This is a genomic window from Pseudomonas sp. FA-1 (assembly GCF_056856075.1).
Genome location: NZ_JBWXTH010000001.1, coordinates 422177 through 448552 on the forward strand (window position 1 = coordinate 422177; position 26376 = coordinate 448552).

General features: G+C 65.7%; 22 protein-coding genes. 9 read left to right on the forward strand and 13 right to left on the reverse strand.

What is annotated here, in order from left to right:
- The first annotated feature begins 11 nt into the window (after positions 1 to 11).
- Positions 12 to 263, forward strand: coding sequence for a YfhL family 4Fe-4S dicluster ferredoxin (locus tag AC1MHZ_RS01935; RefSeq protein ID WP_043208655.1), 252 nt, complete (start codon positions 12 to 14; stop codon positions 261 to 263).
- 125 nt (positions 264 to 388) lie between these two features.
- Here AC1MHZ_RS01935 and mutM read toward each other — a convergent pair whose 3' ends face one another.
- The gene (gene mutM, locus AC1MHZ_RS01940; protein ID WP_324818855.1) at positions 389 to 1201 is read right to left on the reverse strand and encodes a bifunctional DNA-formamidopyrimidine glycosylase/DNA-(apurinic or apyrimidinic site) lyase; all 813 of its coding nucleotides are present in this window, start codon (positions 1199 to 1201) and stop codon (positions 389 to 391) included.
- Positions 1202 to 1205: 4 nt separating this feature from the next.
- The gene (locus tag AC1MHZ_RS01945) at positions 1206 to 2018 is read right to left on the reverse strand and encodes an HDOD domain-containing protein (protein WP_224459386.1); all 813 of its coding nucleotides are present in this window, start codon (positions 2016 to 2018) and stop codon (positions 1206 to 1208) included.
- A 192-nt stretch (positions 2019 to 2210) separates the two neighbouring features.
- Between AC1MHZ_RS01945 and AC1MHZ_RS01950 the strand changes: the two genes are divergently transcribed.
- The 3 genes from AC1MHZ_RS01950 to ilvD all read left to right on the forward strand — a co-directional run bounded on the left by AC1MHZ_RS01950 (position 2211) and on the right by ilvD (position 6301).
- Positions 2211 to 2750 carry a type 1 glutamine amidotransferase domain-containing protein gene (locus AC1MHZ_RS01950; RefSeq protein WP_324818858.1) on the forward strand — a complete coding sequence of 180 codons (540 nt, stop codon included), beginning with the start codon at positions 2211 to 2213 and terminating at the stop codon, positions 2748 to 2750.
- A gap of 170 nt (positions 2751 to 2920) precedes the next feature.
- Positions 2921 to 4117 carry a class I SAM-dependent rRNA methyltransferase gene (locus tag AC1MHZ_RS01955; RefSeq protein ID WP_084853774.1) on the forward strand — a complete coding sequence of 399 codons (1197 nt, stop codon included), beginning with the start codon at positions 2921 to 2923 and terminating at the stop codon, positions 4115 to 4117.
- Positions 4118 to 4459: 342 nt separating this feature from the next.
- Positions 4460 to 6301 (forward strand): dihydroxy-acid dehydratase, encoded by a 1842-nt coding sequence (ilvD, locus tag AC1MHZ_RS01960; RefSeq protein ID WP_084853773.1) that lies wholly within the window; start codon positions 4460 to 4462, stop codon positions 6299 to 6301.
- 122 nt (positions 6302 to 6423) lie between these two features.
- Here the strand turns inward: ilvD and AC1MHZ_RS01965 are convergent, their stop codons facing one another.
- Entirely contained in the window at positions 6424 to 7479 is a 1056-nt protein-coding gene (locus AC1MHZ_RS01965; protein WP_084853771.1) for an HAD family hydrolase, read from the reverse strand.
- A 245-nt stretch (positions 7480 to 7724) separates the two neighbouring features.
- Between AC1MHZ_RS01965 and AC1MHZ_RS01970 the strand changes: the two genes are divergently transcribed.
- Positions 7725 to 9116: an L-cystine transporter gene (locus tag AC1MHZ_RS01970; RefSeq protein WP_482965969.1), complete on the forward strand. Its 1392-nt coding sequence runs from the start codon at positions 7725 to 7727 to the stop codon at positions 9114 to 9116.
- Between the two features lie 117 nt (positions 9117 to 9233).
- Here the strand turns inward: AC1MHZ_RS01970 and AC1MHZ_RS01975 are convergent, their stop codons facing one another.
- The gene (locus tag AC1MHZ_RS01975; protein WP_324815668.1) at positions 9234 to 9749 is read right to left on the reverse strand and encodes a dihydrofolate reductase; all 516 of its coding nucleotides are present in this window, start codon (positions 9747 to 9749) and stop codon (positions 9234 to 9236) included.
- 53 nt (positions 9750 to 9802) lie between these two features.
- Here AC1MHZ_RS01975 and AC1MHZ_RS01980 point away from each other — a divergent pair, with 53 nt between their 5' ends.
- Both AC1MHZ_RS01980 and AC1MHZ_RS01985 read left to right on the forward strand, forming a co-directional pair.
- Positions 9803 to 11194 carry a DUF2868 domain-containing protein gene (locus tag AC1MHZ_RS01980; RefSeq protein WP_084853766.1) on the forward strand — a complete coding sequence of 464 codons (1392 nt, stop codon included), beginning with the start codon at positions 9803 to 9805 and terminating at the stop codon, positions 11192 to 11194.
- On the forward strand, positions 11187 to 12551 hold the full coding sequence (locus AC1MHZ_RS01985; protein ID WP_084853764.1) for a GTPase/DUF3482 domain-containing protein: 1365 nt from the start codon (positions 11187 to 11189) through the stop codon (positions 12549 to 12551). Before AC1MHZ_RS01980 ends, AC1MHZ_RS01985 begins: the two co-directional genes overlap by 8 nt.
- Before the next feature lie 95 nt (positions 12552 to 12646).
- Here the strand turns inward: AC1MHZ_RS01985 and AC1MHZ_RS01990 are convergent, their stop codons facing one another.
- The 5 genes from AC1MHZ_RS01990 to AC1MHZ_RS02010 all read right to left on the reverse strand — a co-directional run bounded on the left by AC1MHZ_RS01990 (position 12647) and on the right by AC1MHZ_RS02010 (position 19781).
- Positions 12647 to 13672 carry a putative 2-aminoethylphosphonate ABC transporter substrate-binding protein gene (locus tag AC1MHZ_RS01990; protein WP_084853763.1) on the reverse strand — a complete coding sequence of 342 codons (1026 nt, stop codon included), beginning with the start codon at positions 13670 to 13672 and terminating at the stop codon, positions 12647 to 12649.
- 30 nt (positions 13673 to 13702) lie between these two features.
- On the reverse strand, positions 13703 to 15427 hold the full coding sequence (locus AC1MHZ_RS01995; RefSeq protein WP_368828800.1) for a putative 2-aminoethylphosphonate ABC transporter permease subunit: 1725 nt from the start codon (positions 15425 to 15427) through the stop codon (positions 13703 to 13705).
- Position 15428: 1 nt separating this feature from the next.
- A complete protein-coding gene (locus AC1MHZ_RS02000; protein WP_324815679.1) occupies positions 15429 to 16493 on the reverse strand; it encodes a putative 2-aminoethylphosphonate ABC transporter ATP-binding protein in 1065 nt (354 codons plus the stop codon).
- A 155-nt stretch (positions 16494 to 16648) separates the two neighbouring features.
- Positions 16649 to 17518, reverse strand: coding sequence for a LysR family transcriptional regulator (locus AC1MHZ_RS02005; RefSeq protein WP_084853757.1), 870 nt, complete (start codon positions 17516 to 17518; stop codon positions 16649 to 16651).
- Between the two features lie 10 nt (positions 17519 to 17528).
- Positions 17529 to 19781: a heavy metal translocating P-type ATPase gene (locus tag AC1MHZ_RS02010; protein ID WP_084853756.1), complete on the reverse strand. Its 2253-nt coding sequence runs from the start codon at positions 19779 to 19781 to the stop codon at positions 17529 to 17531.
- A gap of 125 nt (positions 19782 to 19906) precedes the next feature.
- On the opposite strand from AC1MHZ_RS02010, the gene cadR reads away from it, so the two are divergent.
- Entirely contained in the window at positions 19907 to 20350 is a 444-nt protein-coding gene (cadR, locus tag AC1MHZ_RS02015) for a cadmium resistance transcriptional regulator CadR (RefSeq protein WP_084853755.1), read from the forward strand.
- Between the two features lie 125 nt (positions 20351 to 20475).
- On the opposite strand, the gene AC1MHZ_RS02020 is transcribed toward cadR, so the two are convergent.
- Genes AC1MHZ_RS02020 through AC1MHZ_RS02030 form a run of 3 tightly spaced genes read right to left on the reverse strand, consistent with a single transcriptional unit; the run spans position 20476 to position 23103 of the window.
- Positions 20476 to 21447 carry a thymidylate synthase gene (locus tag AC1MHZ_RS02020; RefSeq protein WP_084853753.1) on the reverse strand — a complete coding sequence of 324 codons (972 nt, stop codon included), beginning with the start codon at positions 21445 to 21447 and terminating at the stop codon, positions 20476 to 20478.
- Positions 21448 to 21495: 48 nt separating this feature from the next.
- The gene (gene lgt, locus AC1MHZ_RS02025; RefSeq protein ID WP_084853752.1) at positions 21496 to 22305 is read right to left on the reverse strand and encodes a prolipoprotein diacylglyceryl transferase; all 810 of its coding nucleotides are present in this window, start codon (positions 22303 to 22305) and stop codon (positions 21496 to 21498) included.
- Between the two features lie 15 nt (positions 22306 to 22320).
- Positions 22321 to 23103, reverse strand: coding sequence for a sulfite exporter TauE/SafE family protein (locus AC1MHZ_RS02030; RefSeq protein WP_084853750.1), 783 nt, complete (start codon positions 23101 to 23103; stop codon positions 22321 to 22323).
- Positions 23104 to 23232: 129 nt separating this feature from the next.
- Here AC1MHZ_RS02030 and AC1MHZ_RS02035 point away from each other — a divergent pair, with 129 nt between their 5' ends.
- On the forward strand, positions 23233 to 23979 hold the full coding sequence (locus AC1MHZ_RS02035; RefSeq protein ID WP_482965970.1) for an NRDE family protein: 747 nt from the start codon (positions 23233 to 23235) through the stop codon (positions 23977 to 23979).
- Positions 23980 to 24095: 116 nt separating this feature from the next.
- Here the strand turns inward: AC1MHZ_RS02035 and ptsP are convergent, their stop codons facing one another.
- Positions 24096 to 26375, reverse strand: a complete 2280-nt coding sequence (gene ptsP / locus AC1MHZ_RS02040) for a phosphoenolpyruvate--protein phosphotransferase (RefSeq protein WP_465001542.1) — start codon at positions 26373 to 26375, stop codon at positions 24096 to 24098.
- Between the last annotated feature and the right edge of the window lies 1 nt (position 26376).

The following is a 26376-nucleotide window of genomic DNA, read 5'->3' on the forward strand; positions in this document are numbered from 1 at the left end:
CCGGAGCCCCCATGTCCCTGATCATCACCGACGATTGCATCAACTGCGACGTCTGCGAACCCGAGTGCCCGAACGCGGCCATCTCCCAAGGCGAAGAGATCTACGTGATCGACCCCAACCTGTGCACCCAATGCGTAGGCCACTACGACGAGCCGCAGTGTCAGCAGGTCTGCCCGGTCGACTGCATTCCTCTGGATGAAGCCCACCCGGAGACCCATGACGAGCTGATGGAAAAGTACAAGCGCATCACCGGCAAGGCTTGACCTATAGCCTCAGGACTCTTGTAGGAGCGGGCTTGTCCCGCGATGGGGCCGGCACATGTGTATGGCAAGGGCTTCGCCCTTGATCGCGGCACAAGACCGCTCCTACAGGGGTACAGCGAAACGCCTCAGCGCTGGCAGCGCGGGCAATAGACGCTTGCCCGTTGCCCCAGCTTCACCTCGCGCAACGGCGTGCCGCACACCTTGCACGGCTGCCCGCCTCGCCCGTACACAAACAGCTCCTGCTGGAAGTACCCCGGCTGCCCATCGCCGCCGATGAAGTCGCGCAGCGTGGTCCCGCCCTGCTCGATCGCCGCGGCCAGCACCCGCTTGATCTCGATCGCCAGCTTCAGGTAGCGCGCCCGGGAAATCCCCCCGGCCTCGCGTCGTGGGTCGATGCCAGCCGCGAACAGCGCCTCGGTGGCGTAGATGTTGCCCACGCCCACCACCACGGCGTTGTCCATGATGAACGGCTTGACCGCCATGGACCGCCCGCGAGACAACTGGAACAAGCGCTCGCCATCGAACAGGTCGGTCAATGGCTCCGGCCCCAGACGCAGCAGCAGCTCGTGGTTGAGCGGGTCCAGGCTCCACAGCATGGCACCGAAACGGCGCGGGTCGGTGTAGCGCAGCGCCAGCCCCGATTCCAGTTCGATATCCACATGCTCGTGCTTGCCCACGGGCAGGCCCTGCTCCACCAGGCGCAGGTTGCCCGACATGCCCAGGTGGCTGATCAAGGTGCCCACCTCGGCATTGATCAACAGGTATTTGGCCCGCCGCTGCACGGTGACGATGCGTTGCCCGGACAGGCGGATGTCCAGGTCTTCGGGGATCGGCCAGCGCAGGCGCCGGTCGCGTACCAGCACGCGGCTGACCCGCTGGCCTTCCAGGTACGGCGCGATGCCGCGCCGGGTGGTCTCGACTTCAGGTAGTTCCGGCATGGTGTCAGTGCCCGCCCAATTCGCGAATGGTTTGCTTGAGGTGTTCGAAGTCGTACTCCGACAGCCCGATGTAGTCGAGCACCAGCGGGCCGACCACGTCCCACTCGTGGTCCTGGGCCTGGTTGCCCAGCACCCGGTGGGATGCACAGATATGCTCGGCCATCTTCAGCACCGCCAGCAGGTTCTTGAGCTGGGTGTTGCGCGAAGATTCGTCGCGGAAGATCGCCAAGGCGTTGTGATGGTTGGCGATCGCCGAGCTGATGTGCTCCGGCAGGCGCCAGGACTTGGCGGTGAAGTAGCCCACCACCGCATGGTTGGTGTTGAAGGTGCGGTTTTCCGTGTCCACCACTCGCGTGTCCATACCGGCATTGGCGTAGGACGCCTCCAGCACCTCCATGTAGTCGGGGAAGCGCTTGAGCATCAACGGCACGCCGCAATCGTGGAACAGGCCCAGGGTGTAGGCCTCGTCAACCGCCTGGATGCCGGTGCGCTTGGCCAGGGTCAGGCAGGTCATGGCCACGTCCTGGGCGGTGTCCCAGAAGCGGTTGAGGGTGACGATGGTTTCGTCGCTCATCTCGCCCTTGATCGACTGGGCATTGATCAGGTTGATGATCGAGCGGCTGCCCAGCAGGTTCACTGCACGCTGGATCGAGCCGATCTTGTTGGCCAGGCCGAAGTGCGGCGAGTTCACCAGCTTGAGCAAGGCACCGGACAGGCCTGGGTCCTGGGCGATCAGCCGGGCGATGGTTTCCAGGTCAGGGTCGGGCATGTACTGCTCGAACTGCAGGTCGACCATGATCTGCGGCTGCGGTGGAATGCTGATCCCTTGCAGGGCTTGCTGGATCTGTTCGGGGCTGAGTTCCTGGGACATGGGACGCACACTCGGTAAGGACGGTGAATTCTACCCTCGTCCGCCCGACGGGGCACCCACTGGCGCGTTGCGCCGGAACTTTCCCCACGCCTTGCGGGCCTCCTTTCACAGGCCCATCCCGAAAAGGAGAACACTCCCATGAGCGCAACACTCAACGGCAAGCGCGTCGCTTTCCTGGTGACCGACGGTTTCGAGCAGGTAGAGCTCACCGGCCCTCGCGAGGCCTTGGAACGCAACGGCGCGGTGGTCGACATCCTGAGCGCCAAGGAAGGCAGTGTACGCGGCTGGAACCATGACAAACCCGCGGACGAGTTCGCCGTGGATGCCACCTTCGAAGCGGCCAGCCTCGATCTCTACGATGCCTTGGTACTGCCCGGCGGGGTACAGAACTCCGATACCATCCGGATCATTCCGGCGGCGCAGAAACTGGTGAAGAGCCATGACTCGGCCAACAAGCCGCTGGCAGTGATCTGCCATGGCGCCTGGTTGCTGGTGTCGTGCGGCCTGGCCCAGGGGCGCCGACTCACCAGCTACAAGACCTTGCAGGATGATATCCGCAACGCCGGCGGCAACTGGGTGGACGAGGAGGTGGTGGTCGACGGCAACCTGATCACCAGCCGCAAGCCCGATGATATCCCGGCGTTCAGCGAACAGCTGGTCAAGGCCCTGGCAGCCTGAGCCCCCCAATCGCCGGCAAGCCGGCTCCCACGGCAAGGGCCGTGCACCCGTTCCGGTAGGAGCCGGCTTGCCGGCGATTGGGCCTTCAAGAGCATTGAAATCCCGACAGGGCCAACGCCTGCGCCTCCATCAACGCGCTATAATCCCGCTCTTTTTTCCGGAGCGACGTCATGTCCCTGCCCAGCCTTCGCCTCAAAGCCAATGCCGACCGCCGCCTGCGCGCCGGCCACCTGTGGGTCTACAGCAATGAAGTCGACGTTGCCGCGACCCCGCTGCAAGGCCTGCGCGCCGGCCAGCAGGCCGTCCTCGAGACGGCCACCGGCAAGCCGCTGGGCGTGGTGGCGGTAAGCCCCAACAACCTGATCTGCGCCCGCCTGCTGTCGCGCGACGCCAAGCTGCCGCTGGACAAGTCGCTGCTGGTGCACCGCCTGAACGTCGCCCTGTCCCTGCGCGAGCGCCTGTTCGACCAGCCCTGCTACCGCCTGGTCTACGGCGACTCGGACCTGCTGCCTGGCCTGGTGGTCGATCGCTTCCATGACATCCTGGTGGTGCAGCTGGCCTCGGCCACCATGGAAGCCCACAAGGACGACGTGATCGCTGCCCTGGTACAGGTGCTCAAGCCCAGCGGCATCCTGTTCAAGAACGACTCCGCGGCCCGCGATGCCGAAGGCCTGGAACGCTACGTCGAGACGGTCTACGGCGAAGTACCGGACTGGGTACCGCTGGTGGAGAACGGTGTGAAGTTCGAAGCGCCGGTGCGTGACGGCCAGAAGACCGGCTGGTTCTACGACCACCGCATGAACCGCGCGCGCCTGGCGCCGTACGTGAAGGGCAAGCGCGTGCTGGACCTGTTCAGCTACATCGGCGGCTGGGGCGTGCAGGCCGGCGCGTTCGGTGCCAGCGAAGTGTTCTGCGTGGATGCCTCGGGCTTCGCCCTCGATGGCGTGGAGCGCAACGCAGCGCTCAACGGCATCGCCGAGAAGCTGACTTGCATCGAAGGCGACGTGTTCGAGGCCCTGCGTGAGCTTAAGGCGGCCGAGGAGCGCTTCGACGTGATCATCGCCGACCCACCCGCCTTCATCAAACGCAAGAAAGACCTTAAGAACGGCGAGGCCGCCTACCGCCGCCTCAATGAACAGGCCATGCGCATGCTGACCAAGGACGGCATCCTGGTCAGCGCCTCGTGCTCGATGCACCTGCCCGAGGACGACCTGCACAACATCCTGCTGACCAGCGCCCGCCACCTGGACCGCAACCTGCAACTGCTCGAGCGCGGCGGCCAGGGCCCGGACCATCCGGTCCACCCGGCCATCGCCGAGACCCGCTACATCAAGAGCATCACCTGCCGGTTGCTGCCCAATAGCTGATGGCAGCTCCTGCATACGCCAAACCCTGTAGGAGCGGCCTTGCGCCGCGAAAGGGCCGCAACGCGGCCCCCGTTCCGCTCAGCGATCCACTGCCTACGTCGCGATCCCCGAGGCAGAGGCCGCCGACCATCCATATGCCCATTCCCTCCGGGCGCCAGCGGTGTAGAATCGACCCATTCATCGCCAATCATCCCCGGCGGGTTTATGAGCTCTGGTCGAGCCTGCGGCGATCCCGCGCGGTCTTCGACCCCCATCCGTGCCAGCGGCAACCGGCCTCGGCGTCAAGGAAAAGAGAAGCTCACTCCCCTATTCGTGACCTGATTCAGCCGCCAGGAGTGCTTCATGCCTGATTATCGTTCCAAGACTTCCACCCAGGGCCGCAACATGGCCGGCGCCCGTGCATTGTGGCGCGCCACCGGGATGAAGGACGAAGACTTCAAGAAACCGATCATCGCCATCGCCAACTCGTTCACCCAGTTCGTCCCAGGGCACGTGCACCTGAAGGACCTGGGCCAGCTGGTGGCCCGCGAGATCGAACGCGCCGGTGGCGTGGCCAAGGAGTTCAACACCATCGCCGTCGACGATGGCATCGCCATGGGCCATGACGGCATGCTGTACTCGCTGCCGAGCCGCGAGATCATCGCCGACGCCGTGGAGTACATGGTCAACGCCCACTGCGCCGACGCCATCGTGTGCATCTCCAACTGCGACAAAATCACCCCCGGCATGCTGATGGCCGCCCTGCGCCTGAACATCCCGGTGATCTTCGTTTCCGGCGGCCCGATGGAAGCCGGCAAGACCAAGCTGGCCAGCCATGGCCTGGACCTGGTCGACGCCATGGTCATCGCCGCCGACTCCTCGGCATCCGACGAGAAGGTCGCCGAGTACGAGCGCAGCGCCTGCCCGACCTGCGGTTCCTGCTCCGGCATGTTCACCGCCAACTCCATGAACTGCCTGACCGAGGCCCTGGGCCTGGCCCTGCCGGGCAACGGCTCGACCCTGGCCACCCATGCCGACCGTGAACAGCTGTTCCTGACCGCCGGGCGCACCATCGTCGAGCTGTGCAAGCGCTACTACGGCGACAACGACACCTCGGTCCTGCCGCGCAACATCGCCAGCTTCAAGGCTTTCGAGAACGCCATGACGCTGGACATCGCCATGGGTGGTTCGACCAACACCATCCTGCACCTGCTGGCTGCGGCCCAGGAGGCCGAGGTGGACTTCGACCTGCGTGACATCGATCGACTGTCGCGCAAGGTGCCGCAATTGTGCAAGGTGGCGCCGAACATCCAGAAGTACCACATGGAAGACGTGCACCGCGCCGGCGGCATCATCAGCATCCTCGGCGAGCTGGCCCGTGGCGGCCTGCTGCACACCGACCTGCCGACCGTGCACAGCCCGAGCATGGAAGAAGCCATCGCCAAGTGGGACATCACCCAGACCAACGATCCGGCCGTGCATGAATTCTTCAAGGCAGGCCCGGCCGGCATCCCGACCCAGGTTGCCTTCAGCCAGTCGACCCGCTGGCCGACCCTGGACACCGACCGCACCGAAGGCTGCATCCGCAGCGTCGAGCACGCCTACTCCCAGGAAGGTGGCCTGGCGGTGCTGTACGGCAATATCGCGATGGACGGTTGCGTGGTGAAGACGGCCGGTGTCGACGAGTCGATCCTGGTGTTCGAAGGCACGGCCAAGATCTTCGAGAGCCAGGACAGCGCCGTGCGCGGCATCCTCGCCGACGAAGTGAAGGCAGGCGACGTGGTCATCATCCGCTACGAAGGCCCGAAGGGCGGCCCTGGCATGCAGGAAATGCTCTACCCGACCTCGTACCTGAAGTCCAAGGGCCTGGGCAAGGCCTGCGCCCTGCTCACCGATGGCCGCTTCTCCGGCGGCACCTCGGGCCTGTCGATCGGCCACGCCTCGCCGGAAGCCGCTGCAGGGGGTGCCATCGGCCTGGTGCGTGATGGTGACAAGATCCTCATCGACATTCCCAACCGCTCGATCAACCTGTTGGTCAGCGACGAGGAACTGGCCCACCGGCGCATCGAGCAGGACAAGAAAGGCTGGAAGCCGGCCGAAGCCCGCCCACGCAAGGTGACCACCGCGCTGAAGGCGTATGCCCTGCTGGCCACCAGCGCCGACAAGGGTGCGGTGCGCAACAAGGCGATGCTCGAAGGGCTGTAAGGCCAAGAGGGCCGCTTCGCGGCCCTTTCGCGGCACAAGGCCGCTCCACAGAGGTCTGCGTGATCCCTGTATGAGCGGCCTTGTGCCGCGAAAGGGCTGCAAGGCAGCCCCAATGCACGGTGTTACTGGATCTGCTCCGGCGTCACGATCACCCAGTTCTTGTCCGCCGTCACCGGCAGCCCTTCCTTGGCCTGGGCCGCAGCGTTCTTGGCGATCATGCCGTTCATCTGGTCCATGTACTTGGCCTTGCGGTTGATCCACAGGTGGATGCCGCCCTTGCCTACATCCACACCATGGAACTGCATGTAGCCATCGCTGGTGGGCGTGTCGCCGCCGACCAGCACCGGTTTCTTCCACTGATCGATATAGGTGAGAATCGCGGCCTGCTTGCCCGCCATCCAGGTGGCCGGGGTCCACAGGTAGGGCGTCAGCTCCAGGTTCTGGTTGGCCTTCGGATCATAGGCCCCCTCGGCGATCTGCTTGCGCGCCGTGGTCAGCTGGCCATTGGCGCGGTCCTTGAGCAACAGGCTCACGCCGATGACGTTCTGCGGCTTAACGTTATAGCCGTACTTGGGATCGGAGGCGACCATCCGCACCAGTTCCTCGGACGCGGCGGAGATCACATAGACGTCGATGCCATTCTCCATCAGCTTGTTGAACAGCTCGGTCTGCCCGGTGAAGACCTTCGGCGGCTGCACCTCCATGCGCTTGACCTGGTCGCCCTCGAAATAGGTGGCAGGGATCGGCTTGCCGGCGGCCATCATCTCGTCGACCTGGACCTTCAGCTCCTTGAGGGTGAAGCCGGAAAACACCTGGGCAACCCAGGGGTAGCAGACCATGTCGTCGACTTCGCACAGCCGGTAGTAGTAGCTGAACAGGCTCTCCTTGTGCTCGGCGGTGTCCTTGAAGGGCATCAGCTTCAACGACGGGTCGAGCTTGTCACGGGTGATCAGGCCCTTGTTCTCCATGAACGGCAGCAGGGCTTCTTCCAGATCGAAGCGGTAGCTGGTGTTGTCCATGTCGAAGACTGCGTAGTTACCTTTGTTGGCATTGGCCGCAATCATGCTGTCCAACTGCTTGGCGGCCTCTGCGGGCCAGTGCTTGAGCTCGGTGGCCCATGTCTCGACGCTGAGCAGCAGGGCCAGGCCCGCAGCGAGGACTTTCGGAGCAGACTTCATTGCAAGTTCTCCTGAACAGTGGATCTGCAACGCTAGACAAAGCCCTCCTTGCACAAGGCTCCGACAACGACCTTCAACCTGCTTGAAGCGCCACCTGACATCCCAAAAACGACACCCGCATATTCCAATAACGACTAAGCAAATTCGATTTAGATATAATTTCGTTTGTTTTCAGGCTGTTAGCATTTCCGTTCGCAATCGCTCATCCAGAGGCGGTGCCCCTTCTGCTTTACCCCGGAGCTTCAATGAACCTGCCGTTGTCACTCAACCTGCTGGCGTTCCTGGCCTTGCTGCTGGGCCTGGCGCAAACCCGCCGTACCGACTGGAGCCTGGCGAAGAAAGTACTGCTCGGCCTGGTACTGGGCGTACTGTTCGGCCTGGTGCTGCACACCTTCTACGGCGCCGGCCATCCGGTCCTCAAGGCCACCATCGGCTGGCTCGACCTGGTCGGCAACGGCTACGTCGGCCTGTTGCAGATGATCGTCATGCCGCTGATCTTCGCCTCGATCCTCAGCGCCGTGGCGCGCCTGCACAATGCCTCCTCGCTGGGCAGGATCAGCGTGCTGAGCATCGGCACGCTGCTGCTGACCACCGCCATCGCCGCACTGGTCGGCATCGTCCTGACCAACCTGTTCGGCCTCAGCGCCGAGGGTCTGGTCGCCGGTGCCCAGGAAAGCGCCCGCCTGCAGGCCATCCACAGCGACTATGCCGGTAAGGTCGCCGACCTCAACATCCCGCAGCTGCTGTTGTCGTTCATCCCCAGCAACCCGGTGGGCGACCTGGCGCGGGCCAAGCCGACCTCGATCATCAGCGTGGTGATCTTCGCCGTGTTCCTGGGCCTGGCAGCGCTGCAGCTGATCAAGGACGATGCCGACAAGGGCAGCCGCGCCCTGGCCGCGATCGATACCCTGCAAGCCTGGGTGATGCGCCTGGTGCGCCTGGTGATGAAACTCACCCCCTACGGTGTGTTGGCGTTGATGACCAAGGTGGTGGCCAGCTCCAACCTGGATGACATTCTCAAGCTGGGCAGCTTCGTGGTGGTCTCGTACCTCGGCCTGGGCCTGATGTTCGTGGTCCACGGCCTCGTCCTGACCGCGACCGGCGTCAGCCCGCTGCGCTTCTTCCGTAAAGTCTGGCCGGTACTGACGTTCGCCTTCACCAGCCGTTCCAGCGCCGCGAGCATCCCGCTGAACATCGAGGCGCAGACCCGTCGCCTGGGTGTGCCGCAGTCGATCGCCAGCTTCAGCGCCTCGTTCGGCGCGACCATCGGCCAGAACGGCTGCGCCGGCCTGTACCCCGCCATGCTGGCGGTGATGGTCGCCCCGGCGGTGGGCATCGATACCTTCGATCCGCTGTGGATCGCCACCCTGGTGGCCATCGTCACCCTCAGCTCGGCGGGCGTGGCCGGCGTCGGCGGCGGCGCGACCTTCGCCGCGCTGATCGTGCTGCCGGCCATGGGCCTGCCGGTGGAACTGGTGGCGCTGCTGATCTCGGTGGAGCCGCTGATCGACATGGGCCGCACGGCGTTGAACGTGAATGGGTCGATGATGGCGGGAGTGGTGACCAGCCAGCTGTTGAAAGAGACCGACAAGGAGGTGCTGGCAGGCGACGAGCATGCGCAGCTGAATCAATCCTGAGGCTTTGGGGCCGCTGCGCGGCCCTTTCGCGGCGCAAGGCCGCTCCTACAGATAGCGCGCAGCGGGTGTAGGAGCGGCCTTGTGCCGCGAAAGGGCTGCAAAGCAGCCCCAGCGCGTTCAAACCCGATCCCACACCTCGAAATGATAGGCGGGCTTGCCTTCCTCCACCTGCGGCTCACTCGACATCAGCGCCCATTGCGCCTTGTCGAACTCAGGGAACCAGGCATCCCCCTCCGGCGACAGCTCCACCCGGGTCAGGTACATCCGGTTCACCAGCCCTTTCTCCAGCGCCTGCCCATACAGCTGGGCGCCACCGATCAGCATCAGTTCGCCAACCCCGTGCTCCCGCGCCCACTGCTCGGCGCGCGCCACCGCGGCCTCCAGCGACGGGAACACTTCGGCCCCGGCCAGCACCAGCCCCGGCTGGCGGCTGACCACGATGTTCAGCCGCCCCGGCAGCGGCCGCCCGAGCGAGTCCCAGGTCTTGCGCCCCATGATGATCGGCTTGCCCAGGGTGGTGGCCTTGAAGTACTTGAAATCCCCCGGCAGGTGCCAGGGCATGGAATTGTCGATGCCGATCACGCGGTTCTCGGCGAGCGCCGCGATCAGGCTGAGAGGGAGTGATGTATTCATGCTGGCGAGGATAGCACCCAGCGCCTGGGTTATGCTTTGCCCTGACCTGCGCAATGGAAGAGCTCGTGACTGCACCCACCCGATTCGACAAACGCTGGCTCACCGAAGCGGTGCGCCTGCGTGAAGAACAGGCCGGCCCCCTGGAGGACCAGGAAGCCAACCGTCGCGCCCGCCAGCAAGGTGGCGACCTGGCGGCGCGCATCGAAACCCGCGCCCTGTGGCTGGCCGAACGCGATGGCATGGCCGACGCCCTGCGCCATTGGAAACAAGGCGCGCGCCTGGCCTTGCTGGCCCTGTTGCTGCTTGCCACCCTCAGCGGCGCAGGCCTGGGCCTGGCGGCCCTGGGCGATGGCCAGCGCCCGGTGAATGTGTTCTGGGCCTTGGGCAGCCTGCTTGGCCTGAACCTGTTGATGCTGCTGGGCTGGGCAGCGGGCCTGCTGCTGGCCGGCGAGCAGGGTGCGGGCCTTGGCCGCCTGTGGCTTTGGCTCAGCGAACGCCTGGCGCGCGACGCCAAGGCCGCGCACCTGGCTCCGGCCCTGCTGGTGATGCTGCAGCGCCAACGCCTTGATCGCTGGCTGCTGGGCGTGCTGGTGCACGGCCTGTGGCTGCTGGCGATGGCGGTCGCGCTGGGCATGCTGCTGGCCCTGCTGGCCACCCGACGCTACGGCTTCGTCTGGGAAACCACCCTGCTGGCCGCCGAGCCCTTCATTGGCCTGACCCAGGCCTTGGGCGCACTGCCGTCGCTGCTGGGCTTCGCCGTGCCAGACGAGGCCATGATCCGCGCCAGCGGCGACACCTCGCCAGCGCTGGAGCTGGCGCGCCAGGCCTGGGCCAGCTGGCTGCTTGGCGTGGTGCTGGTGTATGGGCTGTTGCCACGCCTGCTCTTGACCGCCCTGTGCCTGTGGCGTTGGCGCCAGGGGCGCGAACGCCTGGCCCTGGACCTGAACCTGCCGGGCTACAGCCAACTGCGCGATGTGCTGATGCCCAGCAGCGAGCGGCTCGGCGTGCAGGATGCGGCCCCCGAGGCCCTGCCGCAGTTCCAGGCAGCCCAGCGCGACACCCAGGACGGCGGCGCCCTGTTGGTCGGCCTGGAGTTGGACGACCAACGCCCCTGGCCACCGGCCTTGCCCCATAGCATCGGCAATGCCGGCGTGCTCGACAGTCGCGAGTCACGCCACAAGCTGTTGGAGCAGCTCAGCCGCTTCCCGCCGGCACGCCTGGCCATCGCCTGCGACCCGCGCCGCTCGCCGGATCGCGGCAGCCTCGCGCTGTTGGCCGAGCTGGCACGCAACGCCGGTGCCACACGGATCTGGTTGCTCCAAGCCCTTCCCGGCCAGGCGCTGGATGCCGACCGCCTGGGCGACTGGCACGACGCCCTCGACCGCCTCGGCCTGCCCCACGCCGACACCGCGCCCTTGACCTGGCTGGAGCATGGCCATGACTGAGCCCCTGAAGCTGGCCGTGGTCGGCCATACCAACGTCGGCAAGACATCCTTGCTACGCACCCTGACCCGTGACGTCGGCTTCGGCGAGGTATCCCATCGCCCCAGCACCACCCGCCATGTGGAGGGCGCACGCTTGTCGGTGGATGGCCAGCCCTTGCTCGAGCTGTACGACACACCTGGGCTGGAAGACGCCATCGCCCTGCTCGATTACCTGGAGCGCCTGGAACGCCCCGGCGAACGCCTGGATGGCCCGGCGCGACTGGAGCGCTTCCTGCAGGGCAGCGAGGCCCGCCAGCGCTTCGAGCAGGAAGCCAAGGTACTGCGACAGCTGCTGGCCAGCGATGCCGGGCTCTACGTGATCGATGCCCGCGAGCCGGTGCTGGCCAAGTACCGCGACGAACTGGAAGTCCTGGCCAGTTGCGGCAAGCCGCTGTTGCCGGTGCTCAACTTCGTCGCCAGCAGCCAGCACCGCGAGCCGGAGTGGCGCGAGGCCTTGGCCCGCCTGGGCTTGCACGCGCTGGTGCGGTTCGACAGCGTGGCGCCACCGGAGGATGGCGAGCGCCGTCTGTATGAGAGCTTGGCCTTGCTGCTCGAAGATGCCCGCCCTGCACTGCAACGCCTGATCGATGACCAGCAGGCCCAGCGCCTGGCCCGGCGCCAGGGTGCCAGGCGCCTGGTCGCCGAGCTGCTGCTCGACTGCGCCGCCTGCCGGCGCAGCGTAGCCGCCGAGCCGGCCGCCGAGGCCCGGGCCATCGAAACCCTGCGCCACGATGTGCGCCAACGGGAGCAACGCTGCGTCGAGGCGCTGCTCAAGCTCTACGCCTTCCGTCGCGAGGACGCCCATGCCAGCGACCTGCCCTTGCTGGACGGGCGCTGGGGGGACGATCTGTTCAACCCCGAAACCCTCAAGCTGCTCGGCGTACGCCTGGGCAGCGGCGTCGCGGCCGGTGCCGCCGCCGGTGCCGGGGTGGACCTGTTGGTGGGCGGCCTGACCCTGGGCGCCGCGGCGCTGGCCGGGGCCATTGCCGGCGGTGCGCTGCAGACGGCGCGCAACTATGGGTCGCGGTTGATGGGCAAGCTCAAGGGCCAGCGTGAGCTGACCGTGGACGACACCGTGCTGCGCCTGCTGGCGTTGCGCCAACAGCAGCTGATCGCAGCCCTCGACAGCCGCGGGCACGCGGCGCAAGACAGCATTCGCCTGGGTCAACCGGATGAAAGCACCTGGCGCGAGGGCAAGCTGCCCGAAGCACTCAAGCGTGCGCGGGCGCATCCGCAATGGTCGTCGCTCAACCCTGGGGCGCGGCTCAACCAGACCGAACGGCAGGAGCAGCTCGAAGCCTTGGTGAAGGACCTTTAGGCCCAATCGCCGGCAAGCCGGCTCCCCCGGAGATGACCAAGGCCCGGTGGGAGCCGGCTTGCCGGCGATTCGAGGCAGCAGGCCTCGCAGAACGTTTACTGCTGGGCAACCTTCTCCGACTTGCCGTCATAGCGCTTGCGCCACTCGGCGAGGATCTCGTCGCGGTTCTTCGACGCCCAGGCAAAATCGTTCTTGATCAGGCGCTGCTCGTAGTCCGCCGGCAACTCGGTCTGCGGCTTGGCGATACCCGGCGCGGCCAGTACGGCGAAGTTCTCCTTGTACAGCTCCATGGCGGCCGGGCTTGCCGAGAAGTCGGCCAGGCGTTTGGCCGCATCGGCCTTCGGCGACCCCTTGATCACGGCGGTGGCCTCGATCTCCCAGCCCAGGCCTTCCTTCGGCAGGACGATGTCCAGCGGCGCGCCCTGGCGCTTGAGCTGCACGGCCGGGTACTCGAACGAGATACCGATCGGGAATTCACCGGCTGCCGCCAGCTTGCACGGTTTGGACCCGGAATGGACGTACTGGCCGATGTTCTGGTGCAGGGCGTCCATGTAGGCCCAGCCCTGCGGCTCGCCAAAGGTCTGCAACCAAGCGCTGACATCCAGGAAGCCCGTGCCGGACGAGGCCGGGTTGGGCATGACGATCTTGCCCTTGTACTCAGGCTTGGTCAGGTCCTGCCAGCTCACCGGCTTGCTCAGCCCCTGCTTCTCGGCCTCGATGGTGTTGAAGCAGAGAGTCGCGGCCCAGACGTCCATGCCGACCCAGGCCGGCGGGTTGGCCGCATCCCGGTAGTTCGGCGAGATCTTGCCCAGGTCTTTGGGCGCATAGGCTTCGAGCATGCCGTTCTGGTCGAGGATCGCCAGGCTGGAGGCCGCCAGGCCCCAGACCACATCGGCCTGCGGACGGTCCTTCTCGGCCAGCAGCTTGGCGGTGATGATGCCGGTGGAGTCGCGCACCCACTTGATCTCGATGTCCGGGTTGGCCTTCTCGAAGGCCTGCTTGTAGCGCTTGAGCTGCTCGGCCTCCAGGGCCGTGTACACGGTCAGCTGGGTCGCGGCAGCCGAAGCCTGCAGGCTGAACACGGCGGATACGGCAGCGACAAGTGCGAGAGGCTTGAACATGATGCGGTTCCTTACAGGGTTGGCAGTCGGTCAGTGGCCGGGGGCGCGCTGGCGCCAGGCCTGGGAGCGGCGCAGCAGGCCGCGGGAAGCACCGGCCAGCAGCAGCGAGGCCGTCGCGCTGGTCAGCAGGATCAGGGTCGACATGGCGGCAGCGCCGCCCACGTTGCCGGCGTCGTCCATGTTCAACACGGCGACGGCGGCGAGGATGGTGTCGGGGCTGTACAGGAAGATCGCCGCCGACACCGTGGTCATCGCCGAGACGAACAGGTAGCGGATGATGTCCAGCAGCGCCGGCAGGCAGATCGGCACGGTGACCCGGGCAAAATGCTTGTACAGCGGCGCCTTGAGCGACAGTGCAGCGGCTTCGAACTCGCCGTCGAGCTGGCGCAGCGCGGTGGTCGCGGTCATCTGCGCGGTGGTCAGGTAGTGGGCGATGGTGCATACCACCAGCAGCGCCATGCCGCCATAGAACACGTGCAGCGGGTTGCCTGCCAGGTTGAAGAAGAACACGTAGCCCAGGCCCAGCACCAACCCAGGCACGGCCATGGGGATGAAGCTCAGCAGGCGCAAGGCCTGGTTTAGCAGCCGTTGGCCCTGGGTCTTCTCCATCAGGTAGGCGCCGGTGAAGATCACCACGCTGCCGATCAGCGAGGTGGCCACGGCCATGGTCACGCTGTTGCGATAGGCCAGCCAGCCGCCACCGGCGGTGTCGTCGAACAGGTAGTGCTTGAACGACAGCGACAGGTTATAGGGCCAGAATTTGACCAGCGACGAATACACCGCCATGCCGATGACCAGCAGCAGCACCGCGCACACCAGCAACACGATGACCAGGAAGCAGGCGTCACGGCTGCGCGAAGGCTTGGGCTGGAACACCTGGGCACGGCCACTCATCGCTTCGCCCTGGCGACGACGCAGCCAGGCATCCACGGCAAAGCTCAGCAGCGCCGGCACCAGCAGGACCATGCCGATCAGCGCGCCACGGCCGAACTGCTGCTGGCCCACCACAGCCTTGTAGGCCTCCAGCGCCAGCACCTGGTAGTCGCCGCCCACCACCACCGGCACACCGAAATCAGTGATGGTCAAGGTGAACACCAGGCAGAACGCGGCGAACACCGCCTGGCGCGTGCCCGGCCAGGTGACGCTGCGAAACGCCCGCCAGGGCCCCGCGCCCATGCTCGAGGCAGCATCGAACAGCCGGGCATCGGCCAGCGACAGTGCCGAGAGCAGGATCATCAAGGCATGGGGGAAGGTGTAGATGGCCTCGCCCAGGACAATGCCCCAGAAGCCATAGACGTTGTCGGTCAACAACCCGCGCAGCAAACCCTGGTTGCCGAACAGGTACACCAGGGCGATGGCCGGCAACATCGACGGCGCCAGCAGTGGCAACAGGGAAATCCCGCGCCACAGGCCCTTGGCCGGTATCAGGGTGCGTTGCAGGGCGTAGGCGAACAGGTAGGCCAGCGGCACGACGATGGCTGCGACACTGAAGGCGACCTTGAGGCTGTTGCCCAGCAACCAGTGGAAATTCTCGCTGGCGAACAGCTCGCGGGCCGCAACCAGGCCGCCACCTTGGCCGGCCTCGCCATTGAAGCCGCGCCAGAAGATCGCCAACAACGGCATCAGCACGGCGAGGATGAGCAGGGCCAGCAACAGACTCTTGCCGCCGACGACGAACAGGCGATCCCCCAGGGTCACACCACTGCGGGGCGCAACCTTGGCCTGGGCGATCGGCACGGACATGGGCGCGGCCATCTCAGGCAAAGACCTGCAGGCTGCGCGGTGGCAGAGCCACCCAGATGTCCTGGGACCCCAGGCGCGGCATGGCCTCGGGGGCCACTTCCGCCAGCAGGGAATGGCCTGGCAGGGCTTTGAGCTCGAAGCTCATGCGGCAGCGGTTGCCGAGGAAGGTGATTTCCCGTACCAGGGCCGGGAACAGGTTTTCCTCATGCACCGGCGGGTTGACGGTGATCGCCTCCGGCCGGCAGAACAGGCGGCCACTGCCAGCCTGCACGACGCCCGGTGCCAGGCGCATGTTCACGTCACCGACCTGGGCGTGATGCTCGCCGCTGCGCTGGAATGGCAGCCAGTTGCCCTGGCCGACGAACTCGGCGACGAAGGGTGTGGCGGGTTGGTCGTAGATTTCCTGCGGTGTGGCGTACTGCTCGACCTGGCCGTGGTTCATCACGGCGATGCGGTCGGCCATCAGCATGGCTTCGTCCTGGTTGTGAGTCACCATCAAGGTGGTGATGCCCAGCTGACGCTGCAGCTGGCGCAGCTCGGTGCACAGGTGCTCGCGCACGCGGGCATCGAGGGCCGACATCGGCTCGTCGAGCAACAGCAGCGAAGGCGCCGGCGCCAGGGCGCGGGCCAGGGCCACGCGCTGTTGTTGGCCGCCGGACAACTGGCCGGGGTACTTCTTCTCGCTGCCGGAAAGGCCGACCAGCTCGAGCATCTCGGCCACTCGATGGCGGGCCTCTTCGCGGCTGCAGCCGGTCAGGCCGTAGGCGATGTTGGCCTCGACGGTGAGGTTGGGGAACAGCGCGTAGGACTGGAACAGGATGCCGTAGTCACGGGCCTGGGGCGGCAGCTCGGAGATGTCGCGCTCGCCGATGTACAGCTCGCCGCGATCCTGGCGCTCCAGGCCGGCGATGCAACGCAGCAGAGTGGTCTTGCCACAGCCCGAGGGGCCGAGCAGGCAGACCAGCTCGCCTGCGGCGATGTCCAGGGACACATCGTTCAGCGCGGTGAAGGCGCCGAAGCGCTTGTGGATACCGCGCACTTTCATTTGTGCGCCCGGGGTGGTGATAGCGTTGTTCATGACAGGGCCTCATCGAACAGATGGGCCCATGCTAGGAACTCAATGCGAAGGTTATGTGGCTAGGAGGCAAAAGCAGCCGATAGTGCTATTCAAAAATTTTGTAATGAATTCACCGGCCCTTTCGCAGGTTTACCCGCGAAGAAGCCAACACCGATCTAGAACTGCGACCCAACCACCTCTTGCGCCACGCCCAGGAAGGCCGCTGGCAACCTGGCCTGGCGCCGCTCCTTGAGGCAATACAGGTATTCATGCATCACCGGCGCATTGTCCAGCGCCAGCACCCGCAGCTCCGGGTTATGCGGCACTTCATGGCGGGCGATGATGCTGATGCCGATGTTGCGCAACACCGCCTCGCGGATCGACTCGCGGCTGCCGATCTCCAGCAGCGTCCCGCCACCGATCCCGGCCTCCTCGAGCATCCGTTCGGTCAGCTTGCGGGTGGTCGAGCCCTGCTCGCGCATCAACAGGCAGTGTCCGGCCAGCGTCTCGATCGACACCGTTTCCCGATGGGCCAACGGGTGATTGCGGTGCACCGCCACCACCAGCGGGTCGGCACCCAGCACCTTGCGCACCAGGCGGTTGTCCTCCACCAGCTGCGACGATGCCGCAATGTCCACTCGGTAGTCCTCGAGCATTTCCAGCACCTGCTGGGAGTTGCCGATCTCCACCGTCAGCTCCACCTGGGGCAGGCGTTCGCGGAAGACCTTCACCAGGTCGAGGATGTAGTACGGTGCAGTGGCAGCGATGCGCAAGCCGCCCTGGGCCTGGCCGCTGTTGCGCAGTTCGAACTCGATGTCGGCTTCCTGCTGGAGCAGCGCCTTGACCATCGGCAGCAACCGTGCGCCCTCCTCGCTCAGCACCAGGCGCCGCCCGCCACGGTAGAACAGCTCCACCGCGTACTGGCTCTCCAGGTTGCGGATCTGCGTGGTCACCGTGGGCTGGCTGAGCCCGAGCTTCTTTGCGGCCAGGGTAATGCTGCCCAGGCGGGCCACCATGTAGAAAGCCTTGAGCTCGGCGCTCAGCATCGCGAAACCTCTATTTGCGCAGCAGGCGCAAGCCGTTGAACACCACCAGCAGGCTCACGCCCATGTCGGCGAACACCGCCATCCACATGGTCGCCAGGCCGGCGAAAGTGATCGCCAGGAAAATCGCCTTGATACCCAGGGCCAGCACGATGTTCTGGGTGAGTATCGCCGCACTTTGGCGCGACAGCCTGACGAAGGCGGGGATTTTGCGCAAGTCATCGTCCATCAGTGCCACATCGGCGGTCTCGATGGCGGTGTCGGTGCCCGCGGCCGCCATGGCGAAACCGATCTCGGCACGGGCCAGGGCCGGTGCGTCGTTTATGCCATCGCCGACCATACCCACACGATGCCCCTGGGCATACAGCTGCTCGATGCTGCCGAGCTTGTCCGCAGGCAGCAGGTTGCCCTCGGCGCGGTCGATGCCCACCTGGGCGGCGATGGCCTGGGCCGTGTGCGGATTGTCGCCGGTCAGCATGACAGTCTTGATGCCCAGCGCGTGCAGTTCGGCGATGGCCTGGCGGCTGCTGTCCTTGACCGTGTCGGCCACGGCGAACAGCGCCAGCGGGCCGGAGCCGTCGAGCAACAGCACCACTGTCTTGCCTTGGCGCTCCAGTTGATCCAGCTCGGCCTCGAGCGCTGGCGAGCACAGGCCCAGCTCCTCGACCAGGCGATGGTTGCCCAGGTGATAGCGCACGCCGCCGATTTCACCGCGCACGCCACGGCCGGCCAGGGCGGTGAATTCGCCGACCTCTTCCAAGGCCAGGCCTTGCGCTCGCGCCAGCTCGGCGATGGCCCCAGAAACCGGATGGTCGGAGCGCGCCGCGAGGCTCGCGGCCAAGGCCTGGGCACGGCCTTCGAACAACGGATCGAGGACTTTGCTGTCGGTCTGCACCGGCTTGCCATGGGTGATGGTGCCGGTCTTGTCCAGGGCGAGGAAGTCCAGCTTGCGGCCGCCCTCCAGGTAGACTCCGCCCTTGATCAGGATGCCCTTGCGCGCCGCGGCGGCCAGGCCGCTGACGATGGTCACCGGCGTGGAGATCACCAGTGCGCACGGGCATGCCACCACCAGCAGCACCAGGGCACGGTAGATCCAGTCGAACCAGGCGCCGGCCATGAACAACGGCGGGATGATCGCCACCGCCAGGGCCACGACGAATACCGCCGGCGTGTAGATACGCGAGAACTGGTCGACGAAGCGCTGGGTCGGTGCCCGGGCGCCCTGGGCCTCTTCGACGGCCTTGATGATGCGCGCCAGGGTCGACTGGCCGGCCAGGGCCGTGACGCGGTACTCCAGCGCGCCGGCCTGGTTGATGGTACCGGCGAACAGCTTGTCGCCCACCGCCTTTTCGACCGGCAGGCTTTCGCCGGTGATCGGCGCCTGATCGACGCTCGATTGCCCGCTGACCACTTCGCCATCCAGACCGATGCGCTCGCCCGGGCGCACCCGCACCAACGCCCCCAAGGCCACCTCGCGAACCTCCACCTCACGCCACTGGCCATCGGCCTGTCGTACCGTAGCCATGTCCGGGCTCAGTTGCATCAAGCCACCGATGGCGTTGCGGGCACGGTCCAGCGAACGTGCCTCGATCAGTTCGGCGACCGTGAACAACACCATGACCATGGCCGCTTCCGGCCATTGGCCGATCAACACCGCGCCGGTGACGGCGATGCTCATCAAGGCGTTGATGTTGAGGTTGCGGTTCTTCAGGGCGATCCAGCCCTTCTTGTAGGTCCCCAGGCCACAGCCCAGGATGGCCACCAGCGCCAGGGCGGCAACGACCCATTCCGGCGCCAGGTCAGCGAAGTGCACCACCTCGGCGGCGATCGCCGCCACGCCGGAAAGCGCCAGCGGCCACCAACGGGTCTTGCCGGGCTGCGGCGCGGTGTGGGTACCGTCGTCCTCGCTGGCCAGGAGCTCGGCATGCATGCCCAGGCTGTCGATGGCCTGTTCGATCTCGGCGGTGCCGCCCAGGGTGTGATGCACACCGAGCACCCGGTTGATCAGGTTGAATTCCAGTTGCTCGACCCCGGCCAGCTTGCCGAGCTTGTCCTGGATCAGGCTCTGCTCGGTAGGGCAGTCCATCGCCTCGATGCGGAAGCGGCTGAGCCGAGCGCCGGCGCTGGCTGCCTGGGTCAGTTTCACCCTAGCAGGTGCCGCCGCGGCGCTGCAGCAGCTGTGGGCGTGGGCATCATGGCGATGGCCTTCCTGGCCGTGGTCATGGGCGTGGTCATGCGTGTGTTCATGGCTGACAGGCTGGTTCATGGACGCGTCCTTAACTGAGCACTGGCCTTTGTAGGCGTGGGCAAGCCCGCGTCTACAAAGTGGGTTGTTGCCAAGTGAACACCCTGTAGCCACTATAGGGTCAACCCCTCCCCTGGAGATTCGCCATGAAGATCGGAGAACTGGCCAAGGCCACCGATTGCGCCGTGGAGACCATCCGTTACTACGAGCGCGAGCAATTGCTGCCGGAACCGGCACGCACCGAAGGCAACTACCGGCTCTACACCCAGGCCCATGTGGAGCGACTGACCTTCATCCGCAATTGCCGCACACTGGACATGACCCTGGACGAGATCCGCAGCCTGCTGACGCTACGTGACAGCCCCGATGGCTCGTGCGGCAGCGTCAATGCGCTGATCGACGAACATATCGAGCATGTGCAGGCGCGGATCGATGGATTGATGGCGTTGCAGGCGCAACTGGTGGAGTTGCGCCAGCGATGCAATGCCAAAGGGTCGGAGTGCGCGATCCTGCAACAGTTGGAGACGAACGGGGCGGTATCGGTGCCCGAGACCGAACACTCGCATGTGGGGCGCAGCCACGGACATTGATCTTGCGGCCCATCGCGGGACAAGCCCGCTCCCACAGACACAGCACAAGATCAGGATCGGCGCCAAACCTGTAGGAGCGGGCTTGCCCCGCGATGGGCTGCGCAGCAGCCCCGACGATCCAGAGGTCAGACCGCCATCGGCGCCGTCATCGGCGCATGGTGCTCGTACCCTTCCAGCCAGAAGTCGCTCGGCTCGATCTGCTCCAGCCACTCGGGCTCGTATTTGCCCGTCTCGGCAAAGGCCGGTACCCGGTCGCTGATCACCAGCTTCGGCGCTGCCAGCGGCTCGCGCTTCATCTGCTCGTTCAACATGTCCAGGTGGTTCTCGTACACATGGGCATCGCCGATGAAGTAGGTGAACCAGCGTGGGGTATAGCCGGTCAGGCGGCCGAACAGCGACAGCAGCGCTGCGCCCTCGGTCAGGTTGAACGGCGTGCCCAGGCCCAGGTCGTTGGAGCGGATGTAGAGGGTCAGGGAGATTTCCCGCGTCTCGACATTGGGGTGGAACTGGTACAGCAGGTGGCACGGCGGCAGCGCCATTTCATCGAGCTGGGCGCAGTTCCAGCCGTGGAACAGGATGCGCCGGCTGCCCGGGTCGTTGGCGATGGTGTCCAGGCACTGGCGCACCTGGTCGATGGCCTTGTACAGGATGACGAACGCCTGGCCGTCTTCCTCGTCCTGGGCGATCCGGCGGAAACCTGCCTTCTCGGCCATTTCGATGGCAGCCGGGTTGCTCAGCGGGATGCGCTTGTAGCCCGGCCACTGGCGCCACTGCACACCGTAGATCTCGCCGAGGTCGTCATGGCCCTGGCGGAACGGGTTGGCCAGCCACTGGGCATTTTCGTTGGCGTTCTGGTCCCAGACCTTGCAGCCCAGCTCGCGGAACTGGCCGGCGTTCTTCACGCCGCGCAGGAAGCCCACCATCTCGCCGATCGCCGACTTGAACGCCAGCTTGCGCGTGGTGATGGCCGGGAAGCCCTTTTGCAGGTCGAAACGCAGCATGGCGCCCGGCAGGCTGATGGTGCGGATACCGGTGCGGTTTTCCTGCAACGTGCCGTTTTCGATGACGTCGCGGACCAGGTCTAGATACTGTTTCATGGCTTACCTGTAGCAAGAACGGCAGGAGGATCGCCCCTGCCGTGAGAGTCAAACGGTGGCCTTGGCCGTCGGTTTACGGTTGTAGGCCCACCAGATCAGGAAGATGCCGCCGACGATCATCGGCACGCAGAGCAGCTGACCCATGGTCAACCAGCCGAAGGCGATGTAGCCCAGCTGGGCGTCGGGCACCCGCACGAATTCCACGATGAAGCGGAAGATGCCGTAGAACAATGCGAACATGCCGGAGACGGCCATGGTCGGGCGCGGCTTGCGCGAGTACAGCCAGAGGATGACGAATAATGCCACACCTTCGAGGGCGAACTGATACAGCTGCGACGGGTGACGCGGCAGCTGGGCCGGGTCGCTGAACGGCGGGAAGACCATCGCCCAGGGCACGTCGGTGGCCTTGCCCCATAGCTCGGCATTGATGAAGTTGCCGATGCGCCCGGCGCCCAGGCCGATCGGCACCAGTGGGGCGACGAAATCCATCAGTTCGAAGAACGACTTGTTGTTGCGCTTGCCGAACCACAGCGCCGCCAGCATCACGCCGATGAACCCGCCATGGAATGACATGCCGCCCTTCCACACTTCTAAGATCAAGGTCGGGTTGGCCAGGTACTGGTGCAGGTCATAGAACAGCACGTAGCCCAGGCGCCCGCCGACGATCACGCCCATCGACAGCCAGAACACCAGGTCGGAGAGTTTTTCGCGGGTCCAGGTGGGGTCGAAGCGGTTCAGCCGACGCGAGGCGAGCAGCCAGGCACCGCCGATGCCGATCAGGTACATCAACCCGTACCAATGGATTTTCAGCGGACCGATGGCCACGGCCACGGGGTCGATCTGCGGGTAAGGCAGCATGGTGGTTCCTCTAGGTCAAATCAGGAAGCTCAGGCCGACGCAGAACAGCAGCGCGGCAAACAGGCGCTTGAGCAGACGCGGCGACAACCGGTGTGCCAGGCGCGCGCCGAAGCGGGCGAAAAACATGCTGGTCACGGCAATACCCACCAGCGCAGGTAGGTAGACGTAACCCAGGCTGTGGGCCGGCAGGTGCTCGTCGTGCCAGCCCAGCCACATGAAGCTCAGGGCGCTGGCCAGGGCGATCGGCAGGCCGCAGGCCGAGGAGGTGGCCACGGCCTTCTGCATCGGCAGGCTGCGCCAGGTCAGGAACGGCACGGTCAGCGAGCCGCCGCCGATACCGAAGATCGCCGAGGCCCAGCCGATCACTCCGCCAGCGCCGACCAACCCGGGCTTGCCGGGGATGCCACGGCTGGCCTTGGGCTTGAGGTCCAGGGCCATCTGCACGGCGATCACCAGGGCGAACACGCCGATGATCTTCTGCAGCATCGGCCCCTGGATCAACGAGGCGGTCTTGGCGCCGATGCCGGCACCGATGAGGATGCCCAGGGTCATCCAGGCGAAGATCGGCCATTGCACCGCGCCCTTGCGCTGGTGCTCCAGCACGGCGTTGATGGAGGTGAAGACGATGGTCGCCAGCGAGGTACCGACGGCCAGGTGGGTCAGCACCGACGGGTCGAAGCCCTGCAAGGTGAAGCTGAACACCAGCACCGGCACGATGATGATGCCACCGCCCACGCCGAACAGGCCCGCCAGTACGCCGGCACATGCGCCCAACAACAGATAGAGTACGAATTCCATTCGCCGTCCCCATGGAAACAATCCGGCATGGTAACGGATGCCAGCCCCGGGGCTCTAGTGAACTCTGTGTCAGATGTTGGATCGACACGGGTCAGCCGGTAGAGTGGCCAAAACAACCGAGGCCCTGCCATGTGCCTGATCGTGTTCGCCTGGCGGCCAGGACATGCCCTGCCGCTGATCGTCGCGGCCAACCGCGACGAATTCTATGCCCGCCCCACCCAGGCCCTGGAGGCCTGGAAGGATGCCCCCGGCGTGTATGCCGGGCGCGACCTGGAAGCCGGCGGCACCTGGCTGGGTGTCGGCCCGAACGGTCGGTTCGCCGCACTGACCAACATTCGCGACCCCGGCCAGCCCCTTGGGCCGCGTTCCCGTGGCGAACTGGTGGCGGCCTACCTCAGTGGCACGCTGGACGTGGACGCCTATCTGGATCAGGTGGCCAGCCGCGCCAGCCAGTATTCAGGGTTCAACCTGCTGGTGGGCGACGGCGAGCGGCTGGGTTACCTGCATGCCCGCGAGGTGGCGCCGCGCCTGCTCGAGCCGGGTATATATGGCGTGTCCAATGCCGGGTTGGATACGCCCTGGCCCAAACTGGTCAAGGCACGCAGAGGGCTGCAGGCCGTGCTCGACGACCCGGACCCGCAGCGGCTGCTGGGGTTGCTGGGTGATGGCAAGCCTGCACCGGAAGCTGATCTGCCGGAAACCGGTGTAGGGCTGGCGACCGAGAAGCTACTGTCGAGTGTGTTTATCGCCAGCCAGAACTACGGGACACGGGCCAGTACGGTGCTGATCGTGGATGCTCAGGGGCGGCGACGGATGATCGAGCGCAGTTTCGGGCCGTTTGGTGGCCATCTGGGAGAAGTGGCGCTGGAAGTCTGAGGAGGGCGTCGTCAGTACCCCATCGCCGGCAAGCCGGCTCCCACAGGTATAGCGGTGTCTCTGAAAACAGCGCAGGACAGGTGGGAGCCGGCTTGCCGGCGATCAAGACACCTCGGTTACAGAGTCTTGTTGGCCCCAGGCCCGATCATCCGCGCCAGCCCCAGGTTCTTCAGGGCCAGCTGCAGCGCACTGTGGATAACCTGCGGGTTGTCATGGGCCATGGCCTCGGTCAGCAGCTCCTTGGCCTTGCTCAGGTTGATCTGGCGCAGCATCCACTTCACCTTCGGCAGGTTGGTGGCGTTCATCGACAGGCTGTCGAAGCCCATGGCCATCAACAGCACGGCCGCAGCCGGGTCACCGGCCATCTCACCGCAGATGCTCACCGGCTTGCCTTCGGCGTGGGCGTCACGCACCACCGTCTGCAGGGCTTGCAGCACGGCTGGGTGCAGGTAGTCGTAGAGGTCGGCGACCCGCGGGTTGTTACGGTCGACCGCCAGCAGGTACTGGGTCAGGTCGTTGGAGCCGACCGAGAGGAAGTCCACCTGGCGTGCTAGCTCACGGGTCTGGTAGACCGCCGCAGGAATTTCGACCATCACCCCGACCGGCGGCATCGGCACGTCGGTACCTTCATCCCGCACCTCGCCCCAGGCGCGGTGGATCAGATGCAACGCCTCTTCCAGCTCATGGATGCCGGAAATCATCGGCAACAGGATGCGCAGGTTGTTCAAGCCCTCGCTGGCCTTGAGCATGGCGCGGGTCTGCACCAGGAAGATTTCCGGGTGGTCGAGGGTGACGCGGATGCCGCGCCAGCCAAGGAAGGGGTTTTCTTCCTTGATCGGGAAATACGAAAGCGCTTTGTCGCCACCGATGTCGAGGCTGCGCATGGTCACCGGCAACGGGTGGAACGCCTGCAGCTGCTCACGATAGATCGCCAGCTGTTCCTTCTCGCTGGGGAAGCGTTGGTTGATCATGAACGGCACTTCGGTGCGGTACAGGCCCACGCCTTCGGCGCCGCGCTGCTGGGCACGGGCGACATCGGCGAGCAAGCCGGTGTTGACCCACAGCGGCATGCGGTGGCCGTCCGGGGTGACGCAGGGCAGTTCGCGCAGGGCATCCAGCCCCTGGGCGAGCTGGCGCTCTTCCTCGACCACGTCGCTGTACTGCTTGCGCAGCACCTCGCCCGGGTTGGTGAACACTTCACCCTTGTAGCCGTCGACGATCAGCTCGATGCCGTCGACCTTCGAATACGGCAGGTCGACCAGGCCCATGACCGTCGGGATACCCATGGCCCGCGCCAGGATCGCCACGTGCGAGTTGCCCGACCCCAGTACCGAGACCAGGCCTACCAGCTTGCCTTCGGGCACCTCGCCCAGCATGGCCGGGGTCAGCTCCTCGCTGACCAGGATGGTGTTGTCGGCATAGACCAGCGACTGCGAGCGCGCTTGCTGGAGATAGGCCAGCAGACGGCGGCCGAGGTCCTTGACGTCCGAAGCCCGCTCGCGCAGGTAGTCATCGTCCATCAGCTCGAAACGGTTGACGTGCTCGCCCACGACCTGGCGCAGAGCGCCCTGGGCCCACTGGCCGGTCTTGATGACCTCGATCACCTCACCACCGAGGGCGGCATCCTCGAGCATCATCAGGTAGACGTCGAACAGCGCGCGCTCTTCAGGGCGCAGCTGGGTGGCGAGCTTGGCCGACAGCTTGCGCATGTCGGCGCGAACGCCCTCCAGGGCGTTGTTGAACAGCTTGAGTTCGGTGTCGATGTCCTCGACGGTCTTGTCCGGGACCACTTCCAGGTCGGCCGGCGGCAGCATCACCACGGCCCTGCCGACGGCAGCGCCCGGCGAACCGGGCACGCCGACGAAACGGGCCTCCTGGATGCCCTTGCCCTGGCGGCCCAGGCCGCGGATGGAGCCGGTAGCCTCGGCATGGGCGATCACGCCGGCGAGCTGGGCGCTCATGGTGACCAGGAAGGCTTCCTCGCCTTCATCGAACTGGCGGCGTTCCTTCTGCTGGATGACCAACACGCCCACCACGCGGCGGTGGTGGATGATCGGTGCACCGAGGAAGGAGGCAAAGCGCTCCTCGCCGGTTTCGGCGAAGTAGCGGTAACGGGGGTGGGCGGCGGCGTCCTCGAGGTTCAGCGGCTCTTCCCGGGTACCGACCAGGCCGACCAGGCCTTCGTTGGGGGCCATGCTGACCTTGCCGATGGAGCGCTTGTTCAGGCCTTCGGTGGCCATCAACACGAAGCGGTTGCTGTCCGGGTCGAGCAGGTAGACCGAGCAGACCTGGCTGCCCATGGCTTCCTTGACGCGCAAGACAATGATCCCCAACGCCGTCTTGAGATCTTTGGCGGAGTTAACTTCCTGGACGATCTTGCGCAGCGTATTGAGCATG